Below are 18,966 nucleotides of genomic sequence, written 5' to 3' on the forward strand. Positions count from 1 at the left end.
CGCGCATCGGCCCGGGGCCGGGTATCGCCGGTGCCGGGTCTGCCTTTTGGCCGATCCGCCACCTCCACCCAGCTGGCTACGCTGGGTCACCATGAGCACGCCGGATCTTCGACGTCTGTGGGTACGCCTGGCCCAAGCAGCCGGGCTGGTGGCCTTCGGCCTGCTCGCCCTTTTCGACTTCGCGGCCAGCACGGCGGATAACTCCGGCATCGGCACTCTTCTGCTCCTGCTGGTGCCGATGGGGTTGGCGGTGGCGACGGTGCCGCTGTGGCTGCCGGTGCACCGGCTGGGCTCCCGCCGGCTGCCGCTGGCCGCGCTGGCACTCGCCACCGCCTCACTGGCCGTGACCGCAGGGGTGGTGCTCCTCTCCGGAGGCGGCGGCATCCTGCTCGCCCGCACTTGGGGGCTCGCCGAGTCGGCAGGGCTGATCGGGGTGGTCTTCGTGGTGGCCCGCTGGGGCGCGCCGCGGCTCGCCCCGTGGGCCGCGGTGGCCGCCGGGCTCGCCGTCGCCGCGATGCCGCTGCGCGTCGGCACCGAGAGCCTGCTGGTGATCTTCGGTCTGCTCCAGGTGCTCGCCGCGGCCGGCGCCGCCGGGGTGGGGCTCTACCTGCGCATCGTGGCCGCCGGTCGGGAGCGGGCCATCGCGCTGGTCCGGGCCGAGCAACGTGCCGAGTTCGCCCGGGACCTGCACGACTTCATCGCCCACCACGTCACCGGCATCGTGGTCCAGGCACAGGGTGCCCGGTTCGTCGCCGAGCAGGACCCGCAACGGGTGATCGTCGCCCTGGAACAGATCGAGCGGGCCGGCGCGGAGACGATGGCGTCGATGCGGCGGATGGTCGGCATCCTGCGCAACCCGGACGCCCCGCCGGACGCGCCGCTGGCTCCACTGGCCGGGGTGACCGAACTGGAGCCGCTGCTGACCGGGTTCAACGGCGCGGCGAACGCGCCGGCACGACTGCAAATCGACGGCGACCTGAACGGACTGCCGGTGGAGGTGTCCACGTCGGCGTACCGGGTGGTGATGGAAGGGCTGACCAACACCCGCCAGCACGCGCCGGACGCGCGGTCCGTGGACGTGGCGGTGCGGCGTACCCCCGACTGGTTGCTGGTCCGGGTAGCCGACGACGGCGCGTCGCCGCGCACCGCGCCGGCCCGGGGGCACGGCTTCGGCCTGATCGGCCTCACCGAGCGGGTACGCGCCCTCGGCGGCACGATCACCGCAGGGCCCGGCGTCGCCGGTGGCTGGGTGCTCGACGCGGCGTTCCCGCTCCGCGTGGCGGTGACGCGGTGATCCGGGTGCTGATCGCCGACGACCAGGCCATGGTCCGGACCGGCTTCGGCATGATCATTGGCGCCCAGTCGGACATGGAGGTGGTCGGCGAGGCCGCCGACGGCGTCCAGGCCGTCGAACTGGCCCGACGACTGCGCCCGGACGTGGTGCTGCTGGACATCCGGATGCCCCGCCTCGACGGTCTCGAGGCACTGCGGCTGCTCGCGGGGCCGGGCGTCGCCGACCCGATCCGGGTGGTCGTCGTGACGACCTTCGACCTCGACGAGTACGTGCACACCGCGCTCTCCAACGGCGCGTGCGGCTTCCTGCTCAAGGACTCCGGCCCGGCCCTGCTGGTGGAGGCGGTCCGCGCGGCAGTGTCCGGCGACGCGCTGATCAGCCCCTCGATCACGGTACGGCTGTTGGAGCACCTCAGCTCGCCAGCCCCGGCGCGCGACGACGCAGGCCTGTCGCCACGGGAACTCGACGTCGTGAAGCTCGTCGCCCGGGGCCTGACCAACGCCGAGATCGCCACCCAACTCTTCATCGCCGTCGGCACTGTCAAGACCCACCTGGCGAGCGTGCAGATGAAACTGAAGGCCCGCAACCGGGTCGAGATCGCCGCCTGGGCGTGGGAACGCCGCCTCGTCGGCTAGATCGGGCTCTGGTGGGCGGCGGCTCGCGGGCGGCGGCTCGCGGGCGGGTTGGTGACTTGTTCGTTGCCTTTGGAGCTGATGTCGTCAACGAATCAGCGGCACCGGTGGCCACCGATGTCGTAGACGATTCAGCTCCAAAGGCAACGAGCGGCACACATCCACCAGCCCTGGGGCGACTGCGCACGCCGAGGTCGGCGGCCGAGCCCGGCGGGGCAGCCTGCCGAACCACAGTGACCTAGTATCGACGGGGATGGATTGATGGAAGCGGTGGGCGGCCGGAGTCGGGGGTATACATCGTGCGCGAACGTCGAAGTCAAGGAATCCGGTCGAAGGCCGCCGCGCTGGTCGCGTGCGCACTGACGGCAACCCTGGTCGCCGCCGGCGCGACGCCGGCGTACGCCGCCGACGACACCACACCGCCCACCGCGCCCGGCCCGATCACCGTCGTCGCCATCGACACCACCTCGGTCGAGCTGACCTGGGCGGCCTCGACCGACGACGTGGGCGTGGTCCGCTACCCGGTCGGCGCGCGATTCGAGGATTCCGGCGCCCAGTATTCGACCGACACCAACAGCATCCGGATCACCAACCTGCGGCCGTCGCGCACGTACACCTTCTCGGTGTGGGCTCTGGACGCGGCTGGCAACAGCTCGGTGTCCAACCCGACACTGCGGCTGACCATGCCACCGGGCGACGACCAACCGCCGAGCGCGCCGGGCCAACCGGTGGCGTACGACGTCGCCGCCACACAGGTGTGGCTGTGGTGGGCCCACTCGGTGGAGAACGTCGCGCTCGACCGATACGAGGTGTTCCGGGTCGACGCCGGCGGCACACTCACCCGGGTCCGTGAGGTCTACCAGTACCCACCCGTGAACAGTGCCCAGATCAGCGGGCTGACGCCGAACACCACGTACACCTTCGTCGTGCAGGCCCGCGACGAAATCGGAAACCTGTCCCCCCTGTCCACACCGGTCACCGTGACCACCCTGCCGCCGCCCCCGAGCTGCACGGTCCGGTCCGACGTGCGGCAGTGGCCGGACGGCTTCGTGGCGCACCTCGTCGTGGAGAACACCGGCGCCACGGCGATCGACGGCTGGACGATGACGTGGCGGTTCTGGGCCAGCCAGCAGGTCCGTGGCATCTGGGGCGCGAAGGTCGTCGACCGCCTCAACAACAGCTACCTGCGGGTGCGCGACACCGGTCGCAACGCGGTGATCCCGCCCGGCGGCACTGTGTCGCTGGGGCTCGTCGCCTCCGGCACGCAACTGCCGGAGGAGATCACGCTGAACGGCGGCCTCTGCACTATGGCAGACGAATAACGCTCGGCTCCGGGGTCTGGCGCGCGCCGCGACATCTTGCGACGCTAACGCCTGTGTATGACTACGACCTGTTGGTGCTGGGCTCCGGGCCCAGCGGTCAGAAGGCCGCGATCGCCGCCGCCAAGCTCGGCAGGCGAGTCGGCATCGTGGAGCGCCGCGACATGATCGGTGGGGTGTGCATCAACACCGGCACCGTGCCCTCCAAGACGCTACGCGAGGCAGTGCTCTACCTGACTGGCCTGAGTCAGCGGGACCTGTACGGCAGCAGCTACCGGGTCAAGGACGACATCACGGTCAGTGACCTGGCCGCCCGGACCCAGCACGTGATCACCAGGCAGACCGACGTCATCCGCAACCAACTGGCCCGCAACCGGGTCGCGATGATCACCGGCACCGGGCGTTTCGCCGACGCGCACTCGATCTGGGTCGACGGCGGCTCCGGCCGCGAGTCCAAGGTGACCTTCGACAAGATTGTCATCGCCGCGGGCACCCGCCCGGCCCGCCCGGACAGCGTCGACTTCGACGACCGGACGATCGTGGACTCCGACGGGGTCATCAACCTCCAGGCCGTACCCCGCAGCATGGTCGTGGTCGGCGCCGGCGTGATCGGCATGGAGTACGCCTCGATGTTCGCCGCCCTCGGCACCAAGGTGACTGTGGTGGAACGCCGCGAGCGGATGTTGGATTTCTGCGACGACGAGGTCGTCGAGTCACTCAAGTACCACCTGCGCGACCTGTCCGTGGCGTTCCGCTTCGGCGAGGAGGTCGCCGCCGTGGAGAAGCACCAGACGGCGGCGCTGTGCATCCTCAAGAGCGGCAAGAAGATCGTCGCCGACACGGTGATGTACTCGGCCGGGCGGCAGGGTCAGACCGACGACCTGGCGCTGGAGGCGGCCGGGCTGGAGGCGGACCGACGCGGCCGGATCACTGTCGACGCCAACTACCGCACCTCGGTGGAGAACATCTACGCCGTCGGCGACGTGATCGGCTTTCCCGCGCTCGCGTCCACCTCGATGGAGCAGGGCCGGCTGGCCGCGCAGCACGCCTGCGGCGAGCCGATCCGGGAGATGCACGGCCTGCAACCGATCGGCATCTACACGATCCCGGAGATCAGCTTCGTCGGGCAGACCGAGGCGCAGCTCACCGAAAGCTCGACACCGTTCGAGGTGGGCATCGCCCGGTACCGCGAATTGGCTCGGGGTCAGATCGTGGGCGACTCGTACGGCATGCTGAAGCTGCTCGTCTCCCCCGACGACGGTCGACTGCTCGGGGTGCACGTGTTCGGCACCGCCGCCACCGAGATCGTCCACATCGGTCAGGCGGTGATGGGCTGCGGCGGCACCATCGACTACCTGGTCGACGCGGTGTTCAACTACCCGACGCTGGCCGAGGCGTACAAGGTCGCCGCCCTGGACGCGTCCAACAAGATCCGCAACATCATCCGCATCGACGGCTAGCCCGCCCCCGGTGATCAAGAGGTTTGCGTCATGACAGGCCAGGCAGGATGACGCAAACCTCTTGATCAACGAAAGCTGGGGTGGGCCGGTGCGGAGGCGGAAGTCGCCTCCGCACCGGCCGGTGGGGCTTTAGCTTGCTGAGCAGGTGGGACTGAGGCTTCCGGCGGTGCCGTTGGCCTGGAAGCCGTACTCGGTGGATTGTCCGGCGCCGACCCGGCCGTTGTACGCCACGTTCGTCCAGTTCGTCGTGCCGGTGTTACCGCTGCGGTTGGCGTTCCACGCGTTGGTGACCGTCGCGCCGGACGGGAGACCGATGCCGACGGTCCAGCCGCTGATGGCCGACGAACCGGCCGTCACCTTCACCGTGGCCACGAAACCACCCGTCCACTGGTTCACCGACACCGTCGCCGTGCAGCCACCCGAGCCCGGAGGCGGAGTCGTGGGCGGATCGGTCGGCGGGTCGGTGGGCGGGTCGGTGGGCGGGTCCGTCGGCGTGGTGCCGTTGTTCAGCGCGGCGAGGACCGCGTCGTACGCGGGCTTCTTGGAGCCGTTGTTGTTGAACAGCAGCGGGGTCTGCGAAGCTCGCCACGAGTCACTGTCGCGGATGCCCCACACGGTGATGCCGTTGCAGCGGGCCACGGCCAGGCAGTCCTCGACGACGCTGCGGTACGTGTTCGCCGAAGCGCCCTGAATGTCCAACTCGGTGATCTGCACGTCCACACCGAGCGCCGCGAAGCTCGACAGCGTGGTGCGGTAGTTGCTCACGTACGGGGATTCGTTGTTGAAGTGCGACTGGAAACCCACGCAGTCGATCGGCACGCCACGGGCCTTGAAGTCGCGCACCATGTTGTAGACGCCCTGGGTCTTGGCGTGCGTCCAGTTGTCGGTGTTGTAGTCGTTGTAGCAGAGCTTCGCGCCCGGATCCGCGGCGCGCGCCGCCCGGAACGCCGCCTCGATCCAGTCGTTGCCGGTGCGCTGGAGGTTGGAGTCGCGACGGCCTCCGGAGCTGCCGTCGGCGAACGCCTCGTTCACCACGTCCCACGCGACGACCTGACCCCGGAAGTGGGTGGCCACCTGCGTCACGTGGTTGAGCATCGCCTGCCGCAGCGCGCTGCCGCTCATGCTCTCCATCCAGCCGGGCTGCTGCGAATGCCACGCCAGCGTGTGACCTCGCACGCTCATCCCACGGCTGCGCGCGTGGTTGACGATCTGGTCCGCCGCCCCGTAGCTGAACTGATTCTGCTGCGGCTCGGTGGCGTTCATCTTCATTTCGTTCTCGGCGGTCACCATGTTGAACTCACGGTTCAAGATCGTGGTGTACGCACTGTCGGAGAGCTTGAATCCGGCCACCGCGGTGCCGAAGTACCGACCCTTCTCGGCGGCGGACGCGCCGAGCGTCGTCCCGGCGGCCGCGGGTGCCGTCGCGAACAGCGCCATGCCGGCGGCGAGGGCACCCGCGCCGGCCAGCGCGATGGCGGCTCTGGATGCCGCCTTCCATCTCGTACTTCTCATTGTGTGACTCCTTCTGGGGGTGGTGGGGTGGGAAGGGAAATCAGGACACCGAACAGGCGGCACCGTTGAGGGCGAACGAGGTGGGCTTGCCGGTGCCGCCCTCGTGCGTGGCCTGGAAGCCGATCTCGACCGACGCGTTCGGGGCGATGGTGTTGTTGTAGGAGACGTTGCGGGCGGTCACCGCACCGCTCGCCGGGGCGTACTGGGCGTTCCAGCCGCTGGTGATGCGCTGCCCGGTGGGCAACGTGAAGGTCAGCGCCCAACCGTTCACGGCGGTGGCACCGGTGTTGGTGATGGCCACGCTCGCGGTGAGGCCGCTGTTCCAGGCGTTGACCGTGTAGCCGACCCGGCAGGCGCCCTCGGTCGGGGGCGGCGTGGTCGGCGGCGGCGTGGTCGGCGGCGGCGTGGTCGGCGGCGGCGTGGTCGGCGGCGCGGTGCCGTCCAGCCCGAAGAAGCGGATCACCTGCGCGGCGTCGACGGGGATGTTGTGCGTGACACCCTGCATGCTGATCGCCTCGACCGGCGCCAACGGACCGCTGCCTCCGTACCGGGTGCGGGTGTAGCCCGACTGCGGGGAATCGGTGTACGTCGGGGTCTGACTCAGCCCGTGCACGTTGGTCCACTGCTTGACCTGCTCGCCGAAGTTCGGGTAGCGCAGCGTCTCGTCGTTGGTGCCGTGCCAGATCTGCATCCGGGGCCGCTGGCCGGTGTAGCCGGGGTACGCCTCCCGGACCAGGTCACCCCACTGCTGCGCGGTCCGGACGAGTTGCCCGTTGGCGCACTGGCTGTTCCACTCCGAGGTGCCGCCGGTGGCGAAGCAGGCGAACGGGACTCCGGCGAACGAGGCGCCCGCCGCGAACACGTCCGGGTAGACGCCCAGCATGACGTTGGTCATCATCGCGCCGGAGGAGGTGCCGGTGGCGAAGATCCGCGCGGGGTCGGCGGAGTAGCGCTGCCGCACGTGGTCGACCATCGACATGAGCCCGACCGGGTCGCTGCCGCCGCCACGGCGTAACGCCTGCGGTGAGTAGACGTCCCAGCACTTGCTGCTGCGGGTTGCCGACGGGTAGATCACGATGAACCCGTACCGGTCGGCGAGTGAGGCGTACTGGGTGCCCGAGTGGAATGCGGGGCCCGTCCCGGTGCAGTAGTGCATGGCCAGGAGGATCGCCGGTCGGGTCGCCACCCGGTCCGGGACGTACAGGTGCATCTGCAGGTTGGTGGGGTTGGTGCCGAAGTTCGTCACCTGCGTGAGCGTCGCCGCCGACGCCGGGGTGGCGAACGTCAAGGCGGCGGCGGCCAGTGTCACGGCCGCCATGACGACGCCAAGCATTCTCGTCTTCAGTGTCATCGTCGCGATCCCTTGCGAAAAAGGCGCGTGGAAGGGGACTTAAGTCGAGGACTGCCCTTCGCCCGACCTTGACCGCGGCTCGCGTGACCATGTCAGCTTCGATCGAGCACACTCGATTGTCAAGACTTCCGGAAACCTTTCGCCGCAACGGTTCCGGCGGTCACCTGCGTCGGAATGGACATCGACGGGCATGGTCAGCACCGACGGGCCGCGATAAATTATCGGGACGTTTTCGGAACCTGCCAGGCCGGCTGGGGCGCGCGGCACGAGGGAGGCCCGACCGGATGGTCGGGCCTCCCCCACCGCCGCTCAGTAGATGTCCCGCCCTCGCTCGTCCGGCACCCCGGACTTGCGGAAGAAGTACGTGTTGATCTGGTCGCGCCACTCGGTGGCGCAGCGCACCTGCTCGTCGAGGCGTTCGGCGACCCGCTCGTACACGCTCGGGTCGATCATGCCGGTCAACGTCTGCCACTTCCGTCGCATCACCGTCACCTCCTCGACCCCCGCGAAGTGGGTGTCGTAGATGTGCTGGATGACTGTCGAGCCGCTACGCAGCACATGCCCATACGGCACGTGGTGGAAGAAGAGCAGCAGCTCGTCGGGGCAGGTCTCGGGTGACTCGTACACCTGCGCCCAGTACGGCGGGTACTGGCCGGCGAAACCGGTGCCCGACGCGCGACTGCGGTCCACGCCGACGCCGTCGCGGTCGGCGAAGTGGTAGGTGCCCCACCGCGTGTACTCGTAGCCGTCGACGCCGGGGCCGTAGTGGTCGCCGGGGTTGACCATGAAGCCGACGCCCAGCGGGGCGGTGTAGCGCTCGTACGTGCGCCACGAGTCGTCCATGATCTCGTGCAGGGTCCGCCGCACCAGCTCCGCGTCGGCGGTCGCCGACGGCGGAAAGGTCAGTGTGATCCACTCGTCGAGGATGGCCGTCGGGTCCCGTCGAGGGTCCCAGGCGAGCCGGCCGAACGTGTACAGGTTGGCCTGCGCCAACGGATGCCCGGTCCAGAAGAGGTCGTCGCCGACGTTGGCGACGGCGACCATCCCGCCGCCCGCCGCCGACTCGCCCGTGACCACGTCGGCGATCGTCCGCCCGCCCGGCCCCCAGGGGGCGAAACCGAGGACCTCACCCCACCACGGGCCGAGGTGGCAGACGTGCCGCTGTTGGCCCGTGTACTCCTGGGTGACCTGCAACTCCACCGCCAGCCGGGTCGCCGGCATCGCGGCGAGCACCGGTGAGACCGGCTCGCGGGTCTGGAAGTCCACCGGGCCGAACTTCACCTGGACGACCACGTTGGTGCGGAACCGCCCGTCGAGCGGGGCGAAGTGGTCGTACGCGGCCCGAGCCCGGTCGGTGGACCGGTCCCGCCAGTCCTGGTGGTGGTTGTAGACGAACGCCCGCCAGTGCACCACTCCCCCGTGCGGGGCGAGCGCCTCGGCCAGCAGGTTCGCCCCGTCGGCGTGGTCACGGCCGTACGTGAACGGGCCGGGTTGCCCCTCCGAGTCCGCCTTCACCAGGTAGCCGCCGAAGTCCGGGATCCGGTCGTACACCCGCCGGGTGGTAGCGGCCCACCAGACCCGCACCGCCTCGTCCAGGGGGTCGGCGGTCGGCAGGCCACCGAGGACCACCGGCGCGGCGAAGCTGACCGACAGGTGCACCCGGATGCCGTACGGGCGCAGCGCGTCGGCGATCTCGGCCACGTCGCCGAGCCGTTCGGTGAGCAGCAGCGCCTCGGTACGGGCCACGTTGACGTTGTTCACCGATATCGCGTTGACTCCGCAGGAGGCCAGCAGCCGCCCGTACTCCCGCACCCGGGCCAGGTCGCCGCGCGGACGGCCGTCCCGCCAGAAGATCGAGCCGCCCGCGTACCCCCGTTCGACCTGGCCCATCACCGGGTGCACTGCCACGTTGTCCCAGTGGTTCAGCATGCGTCGGCGCAGCGCCGGCCGATGCCGCTCCGGGGGGCGAGCCGGGTCGAAGGCCGCCGCGCAGAGCCGGACCACGTGGAAGAGCCCGTACAGCAGGCCGGCGGGAGCGTCGGCCAGCACCGCTGTCACGTCGCCGGCCCGCGCCAACACGAAACCCTCGTCGCCGAGCGTCCCGCCGTCGCCCAGCTCGACCAGCGCCGCCTCACCTGCCGCGCGCGCCGCCTCCACCGCCGGGTTGGGCAGCTCAGGGGCGTCGCGCAGGGCGAGCACCAGGTCGACGTCGACGTCCCAGGACGGGGAGTGCCACACCCTCCCGCCGTATCGCGCGCAGGCGCGTGAGACCTCGTTGAGGACGGTGTCGACGAGCAACCCCTCGCCGTGCAGCAGGATGCGGCGCGCGCCGAGCGACCGGAACGCCTCCGGGGGCAGCCAGGCCGGATGGACGCGCGGCTCGCCACCGTCCATCGGCTCCTCGACGAACATCAGCTGCTCCAACTCCACCGACTCTTCGGCGTTCACCGGTCCTCCTCCAGCACGACAACCCCGTACGCCGGCAGCCGCAGCGCGCCGCCGGCCGCCGTACGGTCGCCGGTGAGCAGGTCGACGCCGCCGATCCGGGCGGTCACCTCGACCGGCTCGGCGCGGTGGTTGAGCAGAAACAGCAGCCGCGACCCGTCCGCCGCGACCCGCACGGCGGATTCCAGGTTCGGCACGTCCGGGTAGGGCCCGAGCAGGTCGTGCCGGGCGAGCACCTGCCGCACCACCCAGGACACCCCGGCCTGGTCCAGTCCGGCCGCCACGTACCAGCCGTCGCCGGCGCCGAAGGAGTTGCGCGTCACCGCCGGGGTGCCCGCGTAGAAGTCGGCCTGGTAGGTGCCGATGACCTGCGCGCCCTGTGGAATCACCAGCTCGAACAGCAGTCGCGCGTCGACGTCGAGCTGATCCGCGCCGTCGCCGAGGCGGACCGTGTTGACCACGTCCGGGCCGCGGGCGTCCCACTCGTCGACCCGGACGCCCATGAGCTGCCCGAGCGGGCCCGGTACGTCCATCAGGAATGCCTGGTCGTTCTCGTCCACCCGGCCGGACAGGTAGGTGGTCAGCACCGACCCGCCGCGCGTCGCCACCGCCTCCAGCCGCTGCGGCAGGTCACCCTTGAGCAGGTGCAGGGCCGGGGCCACGACCACGTCGTAGCGGGACAGGTCGGCGGTCACCGCGATGACGTCCAGGTCCACACCGGCGTCCCAGAGCGCCCGGTGGTACGCGAGCACTACCTGCTGGTAGCGGACCAGCCGGGACGGGCCGTCGGACAGCTCCAACGCCCACCAGCTGTCCCAGTCGAACAGCAGCGCCACCCGGGCCGGGGTCCGCGCGCCCAGCGACGCCGGGCCGAGCCGTTCCAGTTCGGCGCCCAGCTCGGATACCTCCCGGAACACCCGGGTGTCGGAGCGACCGGCGTGCCCGATGACCGCGCCGTGGTACTTCTCGCTGGCCCCACGAGAGGCACGCAGCTGAAAGAAGAGCACCGCGTCGGCGCCGTGCGCCACCGCCTGCCAACTCCACAGCCGCATCAGACCGGGGCGCTTCAACGGGTTGACGTCGCGGCACGCGGTGAAGCTCGGGGTCTGTTCCATCAGCCAGAACGGCTGGCCGCCCTTGAGCCCGCGCATCAGGTCGTGGGTCAGCGCCATCCGGGCCGCCGACTCGTCGTCGGGCGGGTAGTTGTCCCAGGAGACGAAGTCCAGATGAGGGGCCCAGCGGTGGTAGTCGATCGGGCGGTACATGCCCATGAAGTTCGTGGTCACCGGCAGCGTCGGGCTGGACTCCCGGATGGCCGCCTTCTCGTCGCGGAAGTTGGTCAGCATCGCGTCGGAGGTGAACCGTAGGTAGTCCAGTGTGATGCCCGGGAACGCCGTGTGATCCGGGCCGCGCCAGTGCTCGGTCAGCGCCGACGGCGGCTCGATCTCGTCCCAGTCGGTGAAGGTGTGTGACCAGAAGGTGGTGTACCAGGCCTCGTTCAGCTCGTCGAGGGTGCCGTAGCGGTGGCGCAGCCAGTTCCGGAAGCCGGCCGCGCAGAGCGCGCAGTAACAGGCGCCGCCGTACTCGTTGCCGACGTGCCAGGCGAGCACCGCCGGGGTGTCGGCGTAGCGGCGGGCGACCCGGCGGGCCAGCTCCGTGGAGAGCCGGCGGAAGACCGGCGAGCTGGGGCAGGAGTTGTGTCGCTGGCCGAAGCGGTGCTTGCGGCCCTCGAAGTCGGTCCGGGTCACTTCTGGGTACGCCTTCGCCAACCACGGTGGGTGAGCTCCGGTGCCGGTGGCCAGGCAGATCCCGCGTCCCTCGGCACTGGCACGCTCGACGATCCTGTCCAGCAGCGCGAAGTCGTAGGTGTTCTCGGCGGGCTGGGTGAGCGCCCAGTCGAACACCCCGAGGGTGACCAGGTCGATCCGTGCGCTGTCGAAGAGACGGTAGTCCTGCTTCCACACGTCCTCGGGCCACTGTTCCGGGTTGTAGTCGCCCCCGAAGGGCACCTTGGCGCTGAGGGGCATGCTCATGAGGTGAACTCCTTCCGGATCAGGTGGATCATCGGATCGCTGATGCGCAGGTACGCCAGCACCGCGATCGACGCGAGCAGCATCAGCACCGCTTCGGAGAAGACCGCGGTGATCCCGGCCGCCGCGGCCAGCAGCAGGGCGTTGCCGAGGGAGACACCGGGGGTACGCACGAGGAAGTGCACGGCCAGCCGGAACACGTCGCGGGTGCGGAAGTCGAACAGCGAGGTGATCACCAGGGCGTTTGCCGCATAGAGCGTCACGCCCACTCCGATCAGCACCAGCGGCACTGCCCACCAGCTCGACAGGCCCACCGCACCGCGGTACGCGAGGTTCACGGCGAGCACCGTCAGCCACAGCAGCGTCGGCACCCAGACGCGCAGCACGCCGGACACGTTGGCCCGGTAGCCGCGCCAGAACAGGGCGGCCGGGTGCAGGTCGGTCAGGTCGGTTCGCTGGTGGCGCAGGGCGTACAGGGCGGCGGAGATCGCCGGGCCGATCGGCACCAGGAGGAGCGCGGCCAGCGGCAGGTTGCTGGGGTCGCGGCCCAGCAACAGCAGTGGGAGCAGGGCGGGCAACGTGGTGAGCAGCAGGAGCAGCTCGACCACGAGCAGGATGTAGACGCGCGAGGTGATCCGCGACAGTGGTCCGTCGCCGAACTGTCGCCGGGTCTGAGTCGCGCCACTCACGCTCGCTCCCTCCGGTCGACTCAGCTGATCCGTGGTCGCGGGAGTCCGGTCGGGCCGCGACAAGGCCGCCCGACCGGACTCCGCTGATCAGCCGTTGTTCTTCTGGAACCGCTCGTACGCCTTGTTGACCAGGTCGATGTACTGGTCGGAGTTCTTTGCCTTCAGCTCGGCCACGTACGCGTCCCACTCGCTCAGTGGGCGCTGGCCCAGGGCGAACTTCAGCGTGTTCTGGGTGACGAAGTCCTTCAGCGGAGTCTCCCAGAGCGACACCTGCTCGCGCTCCTCGTCGGTCAACGGAGCGGGCGGGGGCACCAGCCTCGGCGTGCGAGCGTCCATCACCTTCTGGAACTCCAACTCCTCCGGCGAGAAGAACCCACGGACCAGGTCGGGGGTGCCACCGTAGGAGAAGACACCGTTCTGGAAGCCGAACTCCTTCTGCAGGTGCTTGGTGCCCTTCGGGTTGACCCCGAGGAAGTCGACGTCGGGCGTGACCGAACGCTTGCCCGAGGCGTCCTTGGTGAAGGTGGTGCCCTCGACACCCCACTTGGCGAACTCCATGCCGGCGTCGGAATACCAGAGCCAGTCGATGAACTGCATCATGGCCACGAAGTTCTTGCTCTCCCGGGCCTTCGAGGAGATCATGATGCCGTTCTCCAGCCGGGGGAACGGGTTGATCTCGCCGGCCGGGCCGATCGGCAGCGGGATCTTGGCCATCTTCGCGCTCGGCAGGGTCTTGGCCAGGTCGGGCCGGTGATTGTTGACGAGCGTCTGCGCGTTGCCGGTGACCACGAAGGACTTGCCGTTGGCCAGCTTCTGCCGTGCCTGGTCATCGGTCTGGGTGAAGCTCTCCGGGTCGAGCAGGCCCTCGGCGACGAGCTTGTGCAGGTAGGTGAGCATCTGCTTGTACTGCTCGGAAGCGCCGGTGTAGTTGAACTTCTTCGCCGCCGGGTCCCAGGTGGCGTGCTGGTAGTCCCAGCCGGCCTGGGTGCCGTGGGCCGAGCCGAGGATGTTCAGCAGGGCCCCGGTCGGGTTGGGCTTGCTGAACAGGTCGGAGTACGGGTAGACGTTCGGGTACTTCGCCTTCATCGCCTTGAGCACCGTGTACAGCTCGTCCCAGGTCTTCGGGACGGCCAGGTTGAGCTCCTGCATGATGTCGGTGCGCACCAGGACCGTGTAGTCCTGGGTGGGCTTCTCGTGCATGCCGGGCAGCAGGTAGAACTTACCGTCGGACTGCCGCAGGTTGTCGATCTCCGGCTTGAGGTTCCACTTGGTGATCTTTTCCTTGAGGTTGGGCATCAGATCCAGGTAGTCGCTCACCGGAAGGATCGCCCCGGAGGACACGAACGCGTTCTCCTGCGGGTGGTACGTCTTCGGGATGATCAGCGGGGCGTCCCCGGCGCCGATCAGCAGGCTGCGCTTCTGCTCGTAGTCGCTCAGCGGCACGGCCACCGGTTCGATCTTGACGTTGGTCCGCTTGGTGAGCTCCGACCAGAACAGCCAGTCTTCCTTCAGGGGATAGAACGTGTGGTTGTTGTAGAGGGTGGAGAACGAGAGCGCCTCGGTGGCCTTGAACTGGTCACCGACGCCGTAGTTGGCCATCGCGCCGACCCGGTTCTCGGAGAGGTCAGTCGACTCACCGGGGTCCTCGGAACAGGCGGTGGCAAGGGAGAGCGCAAGCAGACCCGCTGTGGCTACTGCCACGCGGCGCCACGTCTTGTGGAGCATGGCTCGTCCTTTCGGTGGTGGGGGGTTGCGTTGGGGAAGCGGTGTGGCGCCGGCGTCATCCCTTGACCGCGCCGAGCATCACTCCGCGGACGAAGTACCGCTGGACGAAGGGGTAGATCGCCAGGATCGGCAGGGTGGTGAGCACGATCGTCACGGCCTGGAGGGTGGCCGCGGCCTGGACCTTGTCGGCGTCGGCCGCGGCCGACTCGGCGCTCGTGGCGCCCGCGATCAGGTTGCGGAGGTACACGGTGACCGGCAGCAGATCCTGGCGGTCGATGTAGAGGAACGCGGTGAACCACGAGTTCCAGAAGGACACCGCGTAGAAGAGCACCATCGTCGCGATGATCGCCTTCGAGAGCGGCAGCACGATCCGCAGGAGGGTGCCGTACGTGTTCAGCCCGTCGACGGCCGCGGCCTCCTCCAGCTCGCTCGGCAGACTCTCGAAGAACGCCTTCATCACCAGCAGGTTGAACACACTGATGGCATTGGGGATCACCACGGCCCAGATGGTGTTCTTCATGCCCAGGCTGGTGACCAGCACGTAGTTGGGGATCAGGCCACCGGAGAAGAACATGGTGAACAGCGCGACACCGATGAGGAACGGGCGCCCCTTGAGCTGCGGCTTCGACAGCACGTACGCGTAACACGTGGTCAGCACGATCGAGATGAGCGTGGCGACTACCGTGTACACCACTGTGTTGCGGTAGTTCGTCCAGAACATCGCGTCCGACATCAGCAGCTTGTACGCGGTCAGGTCGAAGCCACGCGGGACGATTGTCACCTTGCCGGCGATGATGTACGCCTCTTCGCTGAGCGACCGGGCCACGATGTTGAGGAACGGATACAGCGTCACGACCACGACGCCGAGCAGGACGATCGTGTTGACCACCCGGAAGATCCGGTAACCCCGGCTGTCCACCGGCCCGCGCGTCTTCGGGGCGTCGATCTTCGTACCGAGGGTCACCACAGGCTCGTCCCCACAGTGCGACGGGAGATGACGTTCGCCGACAGGACGAGGATCAGCCCGATCACCGCCTCGAAGAGGCCGATGGCGGCCGCGTAGCTGAAGTTGCTCGACTGGAAGCCCATCCGGAACAGATAGGTGGAGACCACATCGGCGGTCGGATACGTCAACGGGTTGTAGAGCAGCAGGATCTTCTCGAACCCGACCGCCAGGAAGCTGCCGATGTTGAGGATCAGCAGGGTCACCATCGTCGGACGGATGCCGGGCAACGTAACGTGCCAGGTCTGCCGCAGCCGGCCGGCGCCGTCGATCCGGGCGGCCTCGTACAGGTCCTCGTCGACGGTGGTGAGGGCGGCGAGGTAGAGGATCGTGCCCCACCCGACGGTCTGCCAGACCTCGGACGAGACGTAGATGGTGCGGAACCACTCCGCTTTCTGCAGGAACGCCACCGGGTCGCCACCGAACAGGCTGACGATCTGGTTGGCAGTGCCCTCGATCGAGGTCAACTGCATGACCATCGCCGCCACGATCACGATCGACAGGAAGTGCGGCAGGTAGGACACGGACTGGACGAACCGCTTGAAGCGGCGGGCCCGGACCTCGTTGAGCAACAGCGCCAGCACGATCGGCAGCGGGAAGCAGAACAGCAGGGTCAGCGTCCCCAGCACCAGGGTGTTGGTGAACACCTCCCAGAACGTCGGGTCGCTGAGGAACATCCGGAAGTAGCGCAGCCCGACCCAGTACTCACCGAAGATGCTGCCGCCCGGCTTGAAACGGCGGAAGGCGATGATGTTGCCGATCATCGGCAGGTACCGGAAGACCAGGAAGAACAGCAGCGGCAGGATGGCGAGGGAGTAGAGCTGCCAGTCCCGGCGCAGCGCCTGCCGCCAACTGCGACGGCGTCGTGGCGAGCGCGGGGCAGGGCTCTGCGCCTGCTGCGGAGAACTCGGCGGCGCCGGCGGCGGTGGCCGCAGGGTGGATGTCATCCTTGGCCTCCTATGCCGACTGTGGAACGGCCACGAGGGGCTCGATCCGCACCGAGGTGAGCAGTTCCCGCTCGAAACCGACCTGGCGTTCGGCACCGACCAGCCGCAGCGGCAGGGCCGCCGCCACGTCGCCGCTCGATCGGCCGAAGCGCAGCTCGACGTCGCCGGGCTCGACGATCCGTTGGCCGGTCAGCCCGGTGAACGACGCCACGTCGGCAGGTACGCCGAACGTCACGTGCGCCACCTCACCGGCCGCCAACGGCAGCCGGGTGTAGCCGATCAGCCGGACCACCGGACGGGTGGTCTGCGCGACCGGGTCGTGCAGGTAGAGCTGCACGACCTCGGTGCCAGCCCGCTCACCGGTGTTGGCGACGGTGATCCGCACCCGCACCTCGCCGTCGACCGGCCAGGCGATCGGATCTTCGCGCGGTTCGACCACCGTCGCGTCCGACCACTCGAAGGTGGTGTAGCTCAGCCCGTGACCGAACGGGTACGCCGGGGTCGGGTCGATCGAGGAGACCTTGTTGCGCCGGCCGAGCGGTGGCGCCAGGTAGGTGCTCGGCAGCCCGCCGGCGTCGCGGGGAACGCTGACCGGCAACCGCCCGGAGGGGTCGACCGCGCCGGTGAGCACCTCGGCGAGCGCCTGCCCACCGAGCTGACCGAGGAAGAACGCCTGCACCACGGCCGCCGCGTCGTCGAACTCCGGGCCGAGCGCGTACGGGCGGCCGGCCATCGACACCAGGACGACCGGGGTGCCGGTGGCGAGAACGGCGCGGACGAGGTCGCCTTGCACGCCGGGTAGTCGCAGGTCGACGGCGTCGCAGCCCTCACCGGAGGTGCCCCGGCCGAACATTCCCGCCCGGTCGCCGACGGCCAGCACGCACACGTCGGCGGCGGCCGCTGCGGCGACCGCGGCCGGGATGCCCGAGGTGTCCTCGCCGGTGATGGCGCAGCCCGGCTCGTGGGTGAGCAGCGGGACGCGTCGGGCCAACTCGTCGCGCAGTGTGGGGATGTCCAGGCCGAGCCCGAAGTCGCTGTGGTTGACGCCCACGTGGTTGGGGAACGAATAGCAGCCGAGCATGGCCATCGGGTCGTCGGCGACCGGACCGACCAGGGCGACCCGGCTACCCATGGGCAGCGGGAGGACGCCGGTGTTGCGCAGCAGGACGACCGACTCCCGGGCGAGGCGAAGGGCGATGTCCTGGCTGGCCTCGTCGTCGAGACGCAGGGACGCCACGTCGTCGGGCAGTTCCTGCCAGCCCTCGTCGAGCAGACCGAGCTCGATCTTCTGGATCAGCACCCGACGCAGCGCGCAGTCGATCAGCGCCTCGTCGACCTCGCCACGGCGAGCCGCCTCCACCAGCGGCTCACCGAAGGCGTCAACCGTGGGCAGCTCGACGTCGATTCCGGCCCGCAGGGCGAGCCGGGCCGCGTCGGCGGCATCTCCGGCGACTCCGTGCAGGGTCTGGAGGAACCGTACGGCGAAGTAGTCGGCCACCACGGTGCCGGTGAAGCCCCACTGGTCACGCAACAACCCGGTCAGCAACCCCCTGTCGGCCGCGACGGGTAGGCCGTCGATCTCGGCGTAGGAGTTCATCACCGAGCGCGCGCCGCCGAGGCGCAGCGCCATCTCGAAGGGCGGCAGAATGACGTCGGCCAGTTCGCGGCGCCCCATCGGCACCGGCGCGAGGTTGCGTCCGCCTCGGGAGGCGGAGTAGCCGGCGAAGTGTTTCAGCGTGGCCACCACGCCGGCCCGCTCCAGGCCCCGCACATAGGCGGCACCTGTCGTCCCGACCAGGTAGGGGTCCTCGCCGATCGTCTCCTCGGTGCGGCCCCAGCGGTAGTCCCGGGTGACGTCCAGCACCGGGGCGAGGCCCTGGTGCACACCGGCTGCGCGCATCGACCGCCCGATCCGGTCGGCCATCGCCTCGACCAGTTCGGGGTCGAAGGACGCGCCCCAGCTCAGCGGGGTCGGGTAGACGGTGGCCCGCCACGCCGCGAACCCGGTGAGGCACTCCTCGTGCACCTGCGCGGGAATGCCGAACCGGCTGGCGGCCACGATCTGCGCCTGCGAGGCCGCCAGCGACCGGGCGCCGGACACCGGGTCGACCGGGGCGGTGCCGAACGGGCGGGTCAGCTGGCCCAACCCGTACTGGATGACAGTGCTCCACTGCGGCAACTCGCTGATCATGTCCGACTGGTGCGGTGCGACGCCCTCGCCACTGGCGTCGGCGCCGACCCAGACCCCGACGAGCTGGGCGATTTTCTCTTCGAGGGACATCAATGGCAGAAGCGCCTCGGCCCGCTCGGTCGGCGACAGCCGCTGATCACGCCACGGCGCGGCGCCACCGTCCCCGAGCGACTGACTTCTCATCCCCTGACCCCTTAGCTCCGGCCACATCCCCGCGCCCTGGTGGAACCAGGTCTGTGGCGGACGTTTCCCACGATCCGAAACTTTCCGGAAACCTGCGTAACCTTTTCGGCAACCTAAGTGCCCCATCGATGCCTGTCAAGAGTCTCAATCGGACCACCAGGGGTTGTTTCCTGCACACGGTGATC

At 69.3% G+C, this 18,966-nt stretch carries 13 protein-coding genes; 4 read left to right on the forward strand and 9 right to left on the reverse strand.

The window, feature by feature from the left end:
• Positions 1-91: 91 nt before the first annotated feature.
• The 4 genes from NIE111_RS00635 (at position 92) to sthA (ending at position 4,705) form a co-directional block, all read left to right on the forward strand.
• Positions 92-1,294: a sensor histidine kinase gene (locus tag NIE111_RS00635; RefSeq protein WP_238682517.1), complete on the forward strand. Its 1,203-nt coding sequence runs from the start codon at positions 92-94 to the stop codon at positions 1,292-1,294.
• Positions 1,291-1,929 (forward strand): response regulator, encoded by a 639-nt coding sequence (locus tag NIE111_RS00640; protein WP_238682518.1) that lies wholly within the window; start codon positions 1,291-1,293, stop codon positions 1,927-1,929. The genes NIE111_RS00635 and NIE111_RS00640 overlap by 4 nt, the downstream gene beginning before the upstream one ends.
• Before the next feature lie 296 nt (positions 1,930-2,225).
• Positions 2,226-3,248 carry a fibronectin type III domain-containing protein gene (locus NIE111_RS00645; RefSeq protein ID WP_238682519.1) on the forward strand — a complete coding sequence of 341 codons (1,023 nt, stop codon included), beginning with the start codon at positions 2,226-2,228 and terminating at the stop codon, positions 3,246-3,248.
• A gap of 53 nt (positions 3,249-3,301) precedes the next feature.
• Positions 3,302-4,705, forward strand: a complete 1,404-nt coding sequence (gene sthA, locus NIE111_RS00650) for a Si-specific NAD(P)(+) transhydrogenase (RefSeq protein WP_238682520.1) — start codon at positions 3,302-3,304, stop codon at positions 4,703-4,705.
• A 129-nt stretch (positions 4,706-4,834) separates the two neighbouring features.
• Here the strand turns inward: sthA and NIE111_RS00655 are convergent, their stop codons facing one another.
• The 9 genes from NIE111_RS00655 to NIE111_RS00695 form a co-directional block, all read right to left on the reverse strand.
• Positions 4,835-6,217, reverse strand: a complete 1,383-nt coding sequence (locus NIE111_RS00655) for a glycoside hydrolase family 10 protein (RefSeq protein ID WP_372488260.1) — start codon at positions 6,215-6,217, stop codon at positions 4,835-4,837.
• Positions 6,218-6,257: 40 nt separating this feature from the next.
• Positions 6,258-7,568 (reverse strand): extracellular catalytic domain type 1 short-chain-length polyhydroxyalkanoate depolymerase, encoded by a 1,311-nt coding sequence (locus tag NIE111_RS00660; protein ID WP_238682521.1) that lies wholly within the window; start codon positions 7,566-7,568, stop codon positions 6,258-6,260.
• Between the two features lie 309 nt (positions 7,569-7,877).
• Positions 7,878-10,016, reverse strand: coding sequence for an alpha-glucuronidase (locus tag NIE111_RS00665; RefSeq protein ID WP_238682522.1), 2,139 nt, complete (start codon positions 10,014-10,016; stop codon positions 7,878-7,880).
• Positions 10,013-12,046, reverse strand: a complete 2,034-nt coding sequence (locus tag NIE111_RS00670; protein ID WP_238682523.1) for a beta-galactosidase — start codon at positions 12,044-12,046, stop codon at positions 10,013-10,015. Before NIE111_RS00670 ends, NIE111_RS00665 begins: the two co-directional genes overlap by 4 nt.
• On the reverse strand, positions 12,043-12,732 hold the full coding sequence (locus tag NIE111_RS00675; RefSeq protein ID WP_238682524.1) for a DUF624 domain-containing protein: 690 nt from the start codon (positions 12,730-12,732) through the stop codon (positions 12,043-12,045). Before NIE111_RS00675 ends, NIE111_RS00670 begins: the two co-directional genes overlap by 4 nt.
• An 87-nt stretch (positions 12,733-12,819) precedes the next feature.
• Positions 12,820-14,457, reverse strand: coding sequence for an ABC transporter substrate-binding protein (locus tag NIE111_RS00680; protein ID WP_238682525.1), 1,638 nt, complete (start codon positions 14,455-14,457; stop codon positions 12,820-12,822).
• A 55-nt stretch (positions 14,458-14,512) separates the two neighbouring features.
• A complete protein-coding gene (locus NIE111_RS00685; protein WP_238682526.1) occupies positions 14,513-15,421 on the reverse strand; it encodes a carbohydrate ABC transporter permease in 909 nt (302 codons plus the stop codon).
• Positions 15,418-16,407, reverse strand: a complete 990-nt coding sequence (locus NIE111_RS00690; RefSeq protein WP_238682527.1) for an ABC transporter permease — start codon at positions 16,405-16,407, stop codon at positions 15,418-15,420. The genes NIE111_RS00685 and NIE111_RS00690 overlap by 4 nt, the downstream gene beginning before the upstream one ends.
• 10 nt (positions 16,408-16,417) lie before the next feature.
• Entirely contained in the window at positions 16,418-18,781 is a 2,364-nt protein-coding gene (locus tag NIE111_RS00695) for a beta-xylosidase/alpha-l-arabinosidase (protein ID WP_238682528.1), read from the reverse strand.
• Between the last annotated feature and the right edge of the window lie 185 nt (positions 18,782-18,966).

The organism is Micromonospora hortensis (assembly GCF_022230935.1).
Taxonomy (GTDB): Bacteria; Actinomycetota; Actinomycetes; order Mycobacteriales; family Micromonosporaceae; genus Micromonospora; species Micromonospora hortensis.